10 protein-coding genes are annotated in these 12,827 nt (G+C 60.7%); all 10 read left to right on the top strand.

What is annotated here, in order from left to right; genetic code table 11:
* Window positions 1-5: 5 nt before the first annotated feature.
* The 10 genes from B2246_RS15785 to B2246_RS15740 all read left to right on the top strand — a co-directional run bounded on the left by B2246_RS15785 (window position 6) and on the right by B2246_RS15740 (window position 12,755).
* Window positions 6-797: an ABC transporter ATP-binding protein gene (locus B2246_RS15785; protein ID WP_186426653.1), complete on the top strand. Its 792-nt coding sequence runs from the start codon at window positions 6-8 to the stop codon at window positions 795-797.
* Window positions 794-1,594 (top strand): ABC transporter ATP-binding protein, encoded by an 801-nt coding sequence (locus B2246_RS15780; protein ID WP_286881916.1) that lies wholly within the window; start codon window positions 794-796, stop codon window positions 1,592-1,594. The genes B2246_RS15785 and B2246_RS15780 overlap by 4 nt, the downstream gene beginning before the upstream one ends.
* Window positions 1,591-3,432, top strand: coding sequence for an AMP-dependent synthetase/ligase (locus B2246_RS15775; RefSeq protein ID WP_286881917.1), 1,842 nt, complete (start codon window positions 1,591-1,593; stop codon window positions 3,430-3,432). Before B2246_RS15780 ends, B2246_RS15775 begins: the two co-directional genes overlap by 4 nt.
* Window positions 3,432-4,304 carry a branched-chain amino acid ABC transporter permease gene (locus B2246_RS15770; RefSeq protein ID WP_286881918.1) on the top strand — a complete coding sequence of 291 codons (873 nt, stop codon included), beginning with the start codon at window positions 3,432-3,434 and terminating at the stop codon, window positions 4,302-4,304. The genes B2246_RS15775 and B2246_RS15770 overlap by 1 nt, the downstream gene beginning before the upstream one ends.
* A complete protein-coding gene (locus tag B2246_RS15765) occupies window positions 4,304-5,350 on the top strand; it encodes a branched-chain amino acid ABC transporter permease (protein ID WP_286881919.1) in 1,047 nt (348 codons plus the stop codon). The genes B2246_RS15770 and B2246_RS15765 overlap by 1 nt, the downstream gene beginning before the upstream one ends.
* 19 nt (window positions 5,351-5,369) lie before the next feature.
* Complete coding sequence (locus B2246_RS15760) at window positions 5,370-6,551, top strand: ABC transporter substrate-binding protein (protein WP_286881920.1); 1,182 nt, start codon at window positions 5,370-5,372, stop codon at window positions 6,549-6,551.
* 251 nt (window positions 6,552-6,802) lie between these two features.
* Entirely contained in the window at window positions 6,803-8,164 is a 1,362-nt protein-coding gene (locus B2246_RS15755; RefSeq protein ID WP_286881921.1) for a phenylacetate--CoA ligase family protein, read from the top strand.
* Between the two features lie 7 nt (window positions 8,165-8,171).
* Complete coding sequence (locus B2246_RS15750) at window positions 8,172-9,764, top strand: acyl-CoA carboxylase subunit beta (RefSeq protein ID WP_411860105.1); 1,593 nt, start codon at window positions 8,172-8,174, stop codon at window positions 9,762-9,764.
* A 7-nt stretch (window positions 9,765-9,771) separates the two neighbouring features.
* Window positions 9,772-11,787: an acetyl/propionyl/methylcrotonyl-CoA carboxylase subunit alpha gene (locus B2246_RS15745; protein WP_286881923.1), complete on the top strand. Its 2,016-nt coding sequence runs from the start codon at window positions 9,772-9,774 to the stop codon at window positions 11,785-11,787.
* A gap of 11 nt (window positions 11,788-11,798) precedes the next feature.
* Window positions 11,799-12,755 carry a hydroxymethylglutaryl-CoA lyase gene (locus B2246_RS15740; protein WP_286881924.1) on the top strand — a complete coding sequence of 319 codons (957 nt, stop codon included), beginning with the start codon at window positions 11,799-11,801 and terminating at the stop codon, window positions 12,753-12,755.
* Window positions 12,756-12,827: the final 72 nt, after the last annotated feature.

Here is a 12,827-nt window from a genome sequence, read left to right as displayed (position 1 = left end):
CCGCCATGCTAGTCGTCGAAACTCTGCAGGTGATGTACGACCGATCGATCGAAGCGGTCCGCAATATTTCGCTGCGCGTGGAAGAGGGCACCATCGTGGGCCTGCTCGGTACCAACGGTGGGGGCAAGAGCACTGTCCTCAAGGCCGTCACGGGCACGCTGGAAGTGGAGGATGGCGAGATCATGGCGGGCTCCGTCAGGTTGCTCGACCGTGACCTGTCGCGCATGACGTCGGATCAGATCGTTCGTCAGGGCATCGCACTGGTCCCGGAGGGGCGTCGCATGTTTGACACCCTCACGGTGGAAGAAAACCTGAGGGCCGGCGGACACATCATGCCGCGCGCCGTAGTCGATGTGAATATCGAGCGGGCCTATATGCTCTTTCCCCGGCTCAAGGAAAAGCGTCTGGCGGTGTCCGGCTATCTGTCGGGCGGAGAGCAACAGATGGTTGCCATCGCGCGTGCGCTGATGTCTGATCCCAAGATGCTGATACTCGATGAGCCATCCCTGGGGCTGGCTCCGCTTATCGTCGCCGATATCTATGCCGCCATACAGCGCCTGAACCAGGAGCACGGCATGACGATCCTTGTGGTCGAACAGAATGCGCGCACCGCCATCAGCATTTGCGACTACGCCTATGTTATCGAGAACGGTGCGGTCGTCCTCGATGGCAACGCCGACGCCCTCGCGGCGAATCCGGATTTTCAGGATTTCATCCTCGGCATGGGGGAAAATCGGCAGGCCCGAAGCATGCGTGATGTCAAGCACTACAAACGACGGAAGAGGTGGCTGTCATGAGCGCACTGCTGACGGTTACGCACCTGGCCAGACGCTTCGGCGGTGTCGCCGCGATCCAGGATGCGCACCTGAGCGTCAACGAGGGCGAGATCTATAGCGTGATTGGACCGAACGGCGCTGGCAAGTCGACGCTGTTCAATCTCATCTCGGCGATATTTCGCCCCGACAAGGGCTCCATTCAGTTCGGTCCATATCGCATCGACCACCTGCGCTCTCACCAATTGGCGTCGATCGGAATCGGACGAACCTTTCAGAATCTTGCGTTGTTCAAGCATGCCAGCGTCGTTGAGAACGTCCTGGTGGGCATGCACAGCCATCTGCGCAGTGGCCCGTTCAGCGCCGCTTTCTTTCTCGGTCGCACAAAAGCCGAAGAGATCGAGGCCCGGCGGCGAGCCGAAGAGATCATCGATTTCCTGGAGATATCCGAGTTGCGCGACAAGCCGGTGGGAAGTCTGTCCTATGGCCAGCAAAAGCGGGTGGAGCTTGGTCGGGCGCTGGCCACACGTCCCAGGCTGCTGCTGCTGGACGAGATGGTTTCCGGAATGAACGAGGAGGAAACGGAGGACATCGCACGCTTCATCCTTGATATCCGCGATGAGCTTGGTATCACCGTCATGATGATCGAGCACCACATGGGCATTGTCATGGATATCTCCGACCGCATCTGCGTGCTCAACTTCGGCACCACGATTGCCGAAGGGACGCCCGCCCATATCCGTGCGAACGATGCGGTGCGCCAAGCTTATCTGGGGAGCGCAGAAGCGGATCAGCCAGCGCAAGTGGAGGTTGCAGCGTGAAAGAGGTCAACAGAGTCGACTCGGAGGGTCTGACCCTGCCGCAACTGCTGCAGCGTTGGGCACAGCAGGTCCCGTACAGAACGGCGCTCCGGGAAAAGGATCTGGGCATTTGGAAGGGGGTCACGTGGCTGCAGTATTGGCACAACGTGCGCGACCTCGCGAGGGGATTGCACGAGATCGGCTTCCGGGCCGGCGACAGGCTTGCGATCGCCAGCGAAGACTCGCCGGAATGGCTCTACGCGGACCTCGCGGCGCAAGCGCTGGGCGGCATTTGCGTCGGCATCTACCCTACCAATCCGTGGCCGGAAGTGCAGTACATCCTCAACCACTCCGAAGCGACGGTGGTGGTTTGCGGGGACCAGGAGCAAGTCGACAAGATACTGGACGCCAAGGCGTCTCCTGTCGGGCTTCCATCCATCAGGCATGTCTACTGTGTCGACATGAAAGGCCTGCGGCACTACGACGAGGCGCAGGTTGGAAGTCTGCAAAGACTGATGGAACTCGGCCGAGCCTGCCCGGACATTGATAAATGGTTCGAGCGGGCCGTCAGTCATACCCGGCCGGACGACGTGGCGGTGATCGTCTACACCTCAGGCACGACTGGGGCGCCGAAGGGCGCCATGCTTTCGCATCGGAATTTCATCTGCTCGACGCAAGGCATCGTCAATGAGTTCGGCTTTACCGACAAGAATCACAGCGTCCTCTGCTACTTGCCGCTTTGCCATGTCGCAGAGCGCTCGTTCTCTCAGGTGAGCCACCTGATCTGCGGCTCGGTTATCAACTTCGCGGAGTCGGTCGACGCGGTGCAGTCCAACCTACGAGAGATTGCCCCGCTGATCTTTTTCGGTGTGCCGCGTATTTGGGAAAAGATGCAGCAGACCGTACAGATCCGGGTCTCGGAAAGCTCGGCGCTACCACGCAGGCTATATGTCGCCGCAATGCGTGTGTGCGGTGCCATCGTCGATGCTGAGGAGAGCGGTCAATCCGCTACTGCGTTGCAGCGCGCTGTCATGTTCGCCGCGCGCTGGGTGGTGTTCAAGCCCATTCTTCGCCATTTCGGGCTTGACCGTGTCAACGCTGCATTTGCCGGCGGCGCATCGGTACCACCTGACGTCGTTCGCTTCTTTCGCATTCTCGGGCTGACCATCTATCAAGCCTACGGCCTGACGGAAACTGCCGCGGTAGCCTTCATTCAGCGCCCGCGCTACACGAAGCGTGGCCACACCGGTTTGCCTGTGGAGGGGGTGGAGTACAAGATTGCGGACGATGGAGAGATGCTGATCCGAGGCGCATCGGTGTTCAAGGGGTACTTCAAGGATCAGGCCGCGACGGACGCAACGCTTGCCGATGGCTGGCTGCACTCCGGGGATATCGTCGAGCGGGATGTCGGTGGCGAGATCGCGATTGTGGATCGCAAGAAGGAAATCATCATCACCAGCGGTGGCAAGAACATCGCGCCGTCGGAGATCGAGAACGCCCTCAAGGAGAGCTTCTTTATCCGGGAGGCCATCATCATCGGGGATGGGCGCCATTTCGTCTCGGCGCTCCTTCAGATCGACATGCACACCGTCGGAAAATGGGCACAGGAGAACGGCCTGACTTTCACGACCTTCAAGTCGCTCTCCAGATTGCCGCAAGTACGCAATCTGATCCAGGCAGAGGTGGATCGCGCGAACGGTCGGTTCGCAAGGGTGGAGCGCGTTCGCGAGTTCGTCCTGCTCGATAAGGAGCTCGATCACGACGACGGCGAACTGACCGCAACGATGAAGGTGCGCAGAAGGGCAATCGAGAAGAAATTTGCTGCCGAGATCCGGCAAATCTACGAGGAGGCAGCCTGATGGACTATCTTCTGGCCCTATTGGGAAGCGGTGTGGCGATCGGTGCCATCTACGGGCTGGCTGCAATGGGCTTTGCCGTTGTCTACAAGGCGACGGGTGTCATCAATTTCGCTCACGGCGAGATGATCATGCTGGTGACGTACCTCGCCTTCACCCTCAGCAATCATGCGCCATTGCCGCTGTGGATACTCCTTCCAGCGATAGCGGTGACCTCGTTGGTCGTTGGTCTGTTGCTGGAGTGGGTGTTTATCCGACCCATGATCGGCGAGCCTCCGTTCTCGACCGTCATGCTGACAATCGGGTTGGCGGTTCTCCTGCGTTCGCTAGTCGTGCTGATCTGGGGCGCCGAGCCGCACCCATTCAATCTCGGTGGCGAAGAATCGGTCATCACGCTCGGCGCACTGCGGCTGTACACGGCCCAGGCGTACGCCATCGGTGCGCTGATACTTTGGTGTATCGGGATCGCGTTGTTTCTCAAATTCTCGAAGTACGGGATCGCCATGCGGGCGACGGCCATCAGTGAGACCACGGCAATGTTGATGGGCGTAAGCGTCAAGCGCGTATACGCGATGTCATGGGCGATTGGCGCCTTGATGGCCGCCACTGTAGGCATCTTCTTCGCAACCATCTACGAGCTTGGGCCCGATATGCACATGCTGGGCTTGCGTGCATTCCCTGCGGCAATTCTTGGCGGGCTTGACTCCGTCATTGGCGCGGCTGTGGGAGGCATTGCCATCGGGGTGTTGGAAACCGTCACGGAAGGGTATATCGGCAAGGGCCTCAAGGAGATCGTCGGCTTCGCTGCGATCATCGTGGTGCTCATGGTGCGGCCGTATGGCCTGTTCGGAAAAAAGAAAGTCGAGCGCGTGTAATGCATTCCGGAAACTACAAAGAATCGTACGGGCAGCTGGTCGCCGCCATCCAACGTCCGGCGCAACCGATCTGGCTGAGTGTCCTTGCACTATGCCTGGTTGTGCTGCCATTGGTCGCGAGCCCCTATGCAATGACCTTGGCAATCAAGGTCCTGATCTGGGTGATCGGGATCGTGGGATTGAATCTTCTGATTGGCGGCACCGGGCTGATCTCGCTTGGTTACTCGGGATTCCTCGCGCTCGGCGCCTACGCGAGCACCATTGTCGTGGTGCGTTACGGGTTACCCGCGGTGTTCGGCATTCTCTTTGGCGGGGCGGTCTCCGCGCTTGTCAGCCTGTTGGTGAGCATTCCATCACTGCGACTGCGAGACTTGTATCTCGCGATTACCACGCTGGCATTCAGCTTGATTGTCACGCACGTGATCTTGATCTCCGATGGCCTGACCGGTGGATCGCAGGGCCTCACCGTGCCGCCCCCCACGATCCTTGGATGGTCAATTGATGGGGATGTTCCGTTGTATTTCTTCTGTTTGGCCTGGTGCGTGCTGGCCGTCCTCGCCGTCGTCAATCTGGGCAGGTCGAAAGTCGGACGGGCGTTCAATGCCATTCGCGATCAGGATATCGCGGCGTCGATGATGGGCATCAGCGTGACCCGCTTCAAGGTACTCGCGTTCATGATCAGCTCGTTCTTTACCGGGATCTCCGGCGCTCTGCTGGGCTATCAGTTTGGCTACATCAACGTGGACAACTTCAATGTGCTACTGAGCATTGAGGCCGTCTCCATGGTCATTCTGGGTGGCATGGGGTCGATCCCCGGGGCCATTCTCGGCGTGATCTTCATGACGCTGCTGCCGGAAGTCATTCGTATCGCCTCCGAACTTGTGGGCGGCGGCGCTGGAGAGCTTTTCTCTACCCGCGGTCTCGAAGTTCGAGGTCTGATCTACGGCATCACCGTCGTGATGTTCGTTCGGTTTCAGCCCGAGGGACTGGTGGGCTGGTGGCATGACGTCAAGAAGTACTGGACCAATTGGCCTTTCACACACTAATTAAAGCACTTGAGGAGACATGATGGCCTTGCATCAGAAAATGCTCGTTTCGGTCGCGGCCGCTTGCCTGTTGCCGACCGCGCCGGTGGCACTGGCAGCCGAAGTTGGTGTGTCGGGAACGGAGGTCCGAATCGGTGAGATCCTGCCTCTGACCGGCCCGGCTAGCCTGGCGGGCAAAGCTCATTTTCTGGGGACGAAGCTGGCCGTGGCGGAGGCCAACGATCAGGGCGGCGTCAACGGTCGCAAGGTCGTGGTGATCACCGAGGATGATGGATATGTCCCGGCAAGAACCTTTCAGGCTGCCAAGAAGCTGGTTGAGACGGATAAGGTCTTCGGCATTACGGGAACCTCTGGCACGACGCATATGGCCGCGATGACGCCGTACCTGGTCTCGAAGAATGTCCCGACCATTGTCTCGATCAATCCGAACCAGATCGCCTACGACCCGCCCAAGCCATCGATCTTCGTGGTTGGCACCGACTATGGCGATGCCATCTATGCCCAGATGAAGTACTTCGCGGAAAAGCTCAGTCTGCGTGATGCGCCGTTCAGCGTGATCTATCAGGACGATGACTTCGGCCTCAACGTTCTGGCAGGCTACAGGCGAGCCATCAAGGACCTGAAGCTAAAGAACGTTGCCGAAACGCCGTATAAACGCGGCCAGAAGGACTTCGGCGCCGAGGTGTTGAAGGTCAAGGAAGCTGGCGCCAGGGTCATCGTCTCCGGCGGCATCATCTCCGAGAATGTGGCGATCATGAAGGAAGCGGAGAAGCTTGGGATGAACGCGCCGATCGCCACGGTCTGGACTGCGCATCTGCCAACCGTACAGAAGCTCGCCGGCAAGGCTGGCAATGGGTACTACTCGGCGGATTACGTACTGACGCTTACGGAAGACAAGGCCAAGCCCTTTAACAACCTCGCAGCGAAGTATCTTTCGGCGGATGAAATCAAGGACGTCAACCGCTATACCGAAACGGCCTATGTTGGCGCACGGCTGCTGATCGAGGCCATGCGTACCTGCGGGCAGGACGTCACCCGTGCCTGTGCGATCTCGGCGCTCGAAAGCGGCAAGAAGTTTGATGTAGGAACGCCTATGCCGCCAGTGTCGTTTGCCAAGAACGTGCGCGTTTCGCGCGCGCCGGTGCGGGTACTCAGGAGCGACGCAGACAACAACAGGTTTGTGCCGGTTACCGAGTTTTGAGGCGGCTTGGCGCTCTGGGAAGGATGATTCTGGGCGCCGTCCCAACTTGTGCCTTGCGCCGGTGCGCGCGCAGCGCTCGCTATCAGCGGGTGGCGCCGGCGACGTCGCAGGCCGGCGCCACTGCCGCCTCTGGAAACGCTTGGGGTAGTGACGAATGGCGGGCCCGATGTGCACGGACTAACTCGTTTTTTTTTTTCGCCCATTAAACGGACGGACGACCGTATGTATAAGATTCAACAGGAGGCAGATCAATGAGCTTGCGCGATGACACCAAGCCATTCAGTCCAATGGAGACTCGACCCTGGGATGACATTGTTCAACTCCAGGACCGACTACTACGCGAGCAGGTGCAATACCTGGCGCAGCACTCGGACTTCTATCAAACCAAGCTGGCTGATGCGCGAATCGATGCCGGCCGCATCCGCTCGGTGGCGGACCTGCAGGAGGTTCCGTTCACTTGCAAGCAGGAACTGCGCGACAGCCTGAAGGCTCGCCCATTGCTGGGGCTTCATCAGGCGGCGCGGCAGGAGGACATCGTCCAGATTCAGGCCTCGTCCGGGACAACGGGTAGTCCGGCATACGTTGGGCTGACGTCATCCGACAAGGCGGCGTGGGCGGAGGTCACGGCACGCGGCCTTTATGCCTGTGGCGTGCGCAAGGGTGATTTCGTGCTTCACGCTTTCGCGATGAGCAAGGGCTTTGTCGGCGGCATTCCGATCTACCAGGGTATCGAGCGCATCGGCGCCATCGATGTTCCGATCGGTGCGGACGGCGGTGCGGACCGGCTGCTGATCGCGGCCCGTGATGCCCGCCCGCGCTGCGTCGTTGGCACGCCGAACTATCTGCTGCATCTGGCCAACATTGCCGAGGAGGTGATCGGCATGCCCGCGAGCGCGCTGGGCGTCGAGCGATTGATCGTCGGGGGGGAACCTGGAGGAGGCAATCCCGCTATCCGGGGTGCGCTCGAGCAAGCCTGGGGGGCCAAATGCTGCGAGTTGATGGGAGGGACCGACCTTGGGTGCGTCTATTGGGCGGAATCCGACGACCAGCGTGGCATGTACTTCGTCGGCGCAGATCACATTCTGGCCGAGCTTGTCGACCCGGAGAGCGGGACCACGCTTCCTTGGGAGGTTGGCGCAAAGGGAGAGCTGGTCTACACGTCGTTGCAGCGGCAGGCGTCGCCAGTCCTGCGTTTCCGCTCCGGAGACCATGTGGTCGTCACCGCCATCGGTGGGCCAGGCGGTCGGACGGCCCCAGCGATTCGCTGTTTTGGGAGGACCGATGACATGCTGATCGTGCGCGGTGTGAATGTTTTTCCTTCGGCAATTCAGGATGTCGTGTCCGCAATGGCGCCCGTCGTACCTGGGGTGGTACGTGTGCTGGCTGATTTTGAAGGACATACCACCCAAGGCAATCTGAAGCTCTTCGTCGAGCGGGCAGCGGGACAGGTAGCAGAGAGCGATGCCGATGTTTCTGCGCAGGTGGAAACCCGCATCAGGAACGCGTTGGCGGTGAAGGTCGAAGTGACCATGGTGCGGCATGGTTTCTTCATGGCTCCGGGGGCGCAGAAGACGCAGCTCACCCTGCGGAAAATGCCCGACCTTGCTATGTAACCCGCAGATGGAGAGCGCAGTGGAACTCAAGGACTCAGACATCAACGAGCAGTCGTATCAAGGCCTTCTGCAGGAGCTGCTGATCGCGCGGGATGCGGCATGGATGGGAGGTGGTGAGCTGGCGCGTCAGAAGCACGTCGACCGGGGCCGCTTGCTTGTACGCGATCGAATCGAAATGCTGTTGGACGAAGGTTCGCCATTCCTGGAGATCGGTGAACTGGCCGGCGAAGGATTGTATGAGGGCGTGGCGCCCGGAGCAGGAATCGTGACGGGGGTCGGGCTTATCCAGGGTCGGGCGTGCATGGTCATTGCGAACGACCCGACCGTCAAGGGCGGCACGTACTTCGGCATGACCTGCAAGAAGCACGTGCGGGCCCAGCGGTTTGCCTGGCAACATCGGCTGCCGTGCGTAACGCTGGTTGACAGCGGCGGTGCATTCTTGCCAGACCAGGCAAACATATTTCCCGACGAAGGCCTGTTCGGCAGCATCTTCCACAACCAGGTGGGCATGTCCGCCGAAGGCATTGCTCAGATCGCTGTCGTGCTGGGCGCATGTACGGCAGGGGGCGCGTATATCCCCGCGCTGTGCGACGAGATCGTGATTGTCCGCGGCAAAGGCTTCATGTTCCTTGGGGGGCCGCAACTGGTGCAGGCGGCAACAGGAGAGGTCGTCGATGCGGAAAGCCTGGGTGGGGCCGAGATGCACGGACGGATCAGTGGCGTCACCGATCATATTGCCGAGGACGATGGCCATGCGTTGGCGATCGCGCGCCGGCTGGTTGGAGAGTTGCCGCCGATGCCGGCGCCGCTGCGAGAACGGGTTCCCACCCAGGCGCCGCTGCGGCCGATCAGCGATGTGTACCAGCTTGTCAGCGCGAACACGAAGAAGCCGACGCCGACTCGCGAGGTGCTGAACTGCTTGCTGGATGGAAGCGCGCTGTCCGAATTCAAGGCCGAGTACGGCCCGACCTTGATTACCGGTTTTGCGCGTATCGGGGGATGGCAGGTAGGCGTGCTCGCCAATGACGGCGTGCTTTTTACGGAAAGCGCGATCAAGGCGACCCATTTCATCGACCTGTGCTGCAAGCGCGACATCCCATTGCTATTCCTGGCCGATGTTTCTGGCTTCATGGTTGGCATGCAGGCGGAGCAAGGCGGAATCGCGAAAGCCGGCGCCCGCTTCATCACGGCGATGAGCGCCGCCAAGGTGCCGAAGTTCACGGTAATCACCGGTGGTTCGTACGGTGCCGGCAATCTCGCCATGTGCGGGCGTGCGTTCCAGCCCAACGCCATGTTCATGTGGCCGAGCGGCCGCGCCGCAATCATGGGACCAGACCAGGCCGCCACCACGCTGGCGATGGTCAAGCGCCAGAACCTGAGCGCGAAGGGGCTGGCATGGAGCCAGGACGAAGAAGAAGCCTTCAAGGCGCCAATCAGGCAGCAGTACGAAGCCTTTGCGTCCGCCAGGAACTTCGCCCGCCATCTGTGGGTGGACGGCATCCTGGATCCGGCCGAAACGCGGGATGCACTGTCGTTGCTGCTGGATCTCGCAGCACGTGTTCCAACCGAGATGACCCGCTTTGGCGTCTTCCGTATGTGAGGTAGCGATGTTCAACAAAGTACTGATCGCAAATCGTGGCGAAATCGCGTGCAGAATCGCAAGGACCTTGCGTCGCATGGGCGTAGCCGTGGCAACCGTGCACTCCAGCGCAGACACGGAGGCCTTGCACGTGCGGGAGATTGGCGAGTCGGTCGCCATTGGTGACGTGCCGGCGCATTCCAGCTATCTCAATATCTCCGCTGTCATCGACGCGGCGAGACGAGTCGGTGCGGATGCCATCCATCCGGGGTTCGGCTTCCTCTCGGAAAATGCCGCCTTCGCCAGAGCCTGCGCCGAGGCCGGCATTGCATTTATCGGTCCATTTCCCGAGACGCTGGAACTATTTGGCGACAAGGCCAAGGCGAAGCAGCTAGCGCAGCAACTGAGTATCCCCACCGCCGGCGGATTGGCGTCACCGAGTGACAACGTGACCGAAGTGCTGGCCTGTGTGCGCGACATGGAAATGCCCTGCATCGTCAAAGCCGTCGCCGGGGGTGGTGGCAAAGGCATGCGCGTCATCCGGCATCGCGAGGATGCCGAGGATGCCATCTCCGCCGCGATTCGGGAGGGCAGGTCCTCGTTCGGGGACGGCCGGGTCATCGTCGAGCGTTACCTGTCGAAGCCCCGGCACATCGAAGTCCAGATTCTTGGGGACGGGCGTGGTGGCGTGATTCATCTCTTCGATCGGGAGTGCACGCTTCAGCGCCGCCATCAAAAGGTTGTGGAAGAGGCTCCCGTCAGCAGCATTCCGTTGGAGCTAAGGCAGCAGCTCTGGCAGCATGCGGTCGATCTGGGACGAGCCACTCACTACCTGGGCCTGGGGACCGTCGAATTCGCGGTCACCGACAACGCGGCGGTGTTTCTGGAAGTCAATCCTCGTCTACAGGTTGAACATCCCGTCACCGAGTTGGTGATGGGCATCGACCTCGTCGAATGGCAGCTTTGTTCGGTCCACGACAGGCAGCTCCCCGCAGAGCAGGGCCAGTTGACGGAGCCACGAGGGGCTGCGATTCAGGCACGACTCTATGCGGAAGATCCGGCCCAGGGATTCCTGCCCTCCACCGGCCGCATCGAGGTCTTTCGACATGGCTCCGCGGTCCGCATGGACGCTGGTGTCACGGCCGGTAGCGAGATCAGTTCGCACTACGATCCGATGATCGCGAAGCTGATCGCCGCAGGGCAATCGCGGACAGAGGCGCTCAGGACACTGCGCGAAGCACTGAACGAAGTCACGGTGCTCGGCGTAGTCAGCAATCGGGCCTTTCTGCTTGGGCTCCTTGCCGACCCATTGGTCGAGAGCAATGCCATCAGTACGGAAACGATTGACCAGTGGCTGGCGGACAAAGGGATACCGGCTGAATCAACGAAGCACGTTGCTGCGTTGATGACGATCTGGCGGCGGGCCACAAGCAGCCAGACCACGCAAATGGGGGCATGGGGTGATCACGGGATCGCTGGCTGGCGCCTGCGGCGTGGGCCGGCTTCCACGCCACATGTTGTGCCGCGCTATGAGGTGAGCACACCGCGCAACCGCTGGCAGGTCGGTTTTGGCTCGGGCACTGGGGGGTGCGTCTCGGCGGTATTGGTTGGGCCGACCATGCATCGGGTGGGCGAGCCACAACGGCTGGCAGACAGCACGTACCTGGTTGCTGTGGACGGGGAATCCCTCTCCGTCCACGCGTTCTGTCACCGCGGCCGCGCACACGCGGTGATTGGCGAGTCCCAGCTATCGCTCGATATTGACGCCATCCATACGCCGGCCGGCAGGTCCAGAGGCGGAGAGGCAGGCACCGTACTCGCGCCGATGATGGGCCTGCTGATCGGCATTCATGCACAGGAAGGCCAGCGCGTCAGCGTTGGCGACAAACTGGCCACGCTCGAGTCCATGAAGATGGAGATGTCCATTACCGCACCGGCTGATGGGGAAGTGGTGTGGACGGGCTGCGCGCTGGGCGAGAAGGTCGAGCGAAACCAGGAGATCTTTCGGATTGCATCGGTCGCTTCTATCGCTTCAATTACATGAGGCCGGCAGCCATGACTGATCTACCAAAGCAAGTGGAAATACACGAAGAGGGGCCGCGCGAAGGCTTCCAGATCGAGCCCCCAGGTTTTTCTCTGGAGGATAGGGCCGGGCTGGTCGAGGCGTTGGCCGGGGCCGGACTGGCCCAAATCCAGGTCGCTTCCTTCGTCAACCCCGTCCGGGTGCCCCAGATGGCGGATGCCGCAGAGCTCTTCGCGCGGATACGAAAGGTCGAGGGCGTCCGCTTTACCGCCCTCTGGTTGAACGAGAAGGGCTTCGAGCGTGCGCGTTCGGTACCTCAGGTCGACATTGACGGGGCACTGTATTTCTATACGTCGGATGCTTTCAGCCAAATGAACAACGGGGCATCGGCCGAAGAACACAACAGGAAACAAATTGACTGGATTCGGCGGTACCACGCCTGCGGAATCAAAGTCGATACGGCCTACGTCATGACCGCGTTTGGCTGTCATTTCGCCGGCGAGATCAGCGAGCAGCAATTGGCGCAGACGCTGGATCTCATGAGGGCTGTGGAGACTGAGGGTGAGGCGCGTCTCGAACGCCTCTATCTTGCCGATACGGTTGGGTGGGCCAATCCCTTGTCCGTGCAGCGGCGCGTTGAGCTCGTACGTAGGATCTTCCCGCACGTCCGGGTAGGGATGCACCTGCATGACACGCGAGGGGCAGGCATGGCGAATGCGTTGGCAGCCCTGCAGTGCGGGGTTGACTTGTTCGATGCCTCCGTTGCGGGATTGGGTGGATGCCCCTTCAGCGGGCACGCTGCGGGCGGCGCCGCCGGCAACATCTGCACCGAGGACCTGGTCTTCATGTGTCACGAGATGGGTATCGAAACAGGTGTTGACCTCGAGCACCTCATTGATGCCGCCAAGTTCGCTGAACAACTCATTGGCAGGCGCCTGGAAGGGCGTCTGATGCATAGCGGTTCGCTCGCCGCATATCGACGGCAATAGTCTGGCGCGCGACGGATGCGCTGCTGCGCCAATAGCGCCATCGATTGAGCCGGACGCCCGTCGGACCCCGCT

This window comes from Cupriavidus sp. UBA2010 (genome assembly GCF_002335265.1).
Classification (GTDB): domain Bacteria; phylum Pseudomonadota; class Gammaproteobacteria; order Burkholderiales; family Burkholderiaceae; genus Cupriavidus; species Cupriavidus metallidurans.
The sequence above is the reverse complement of the archived record's forward strand: the minus strand, read 5'-3'. Positions and strand labels throughout refer to the sequence as shown.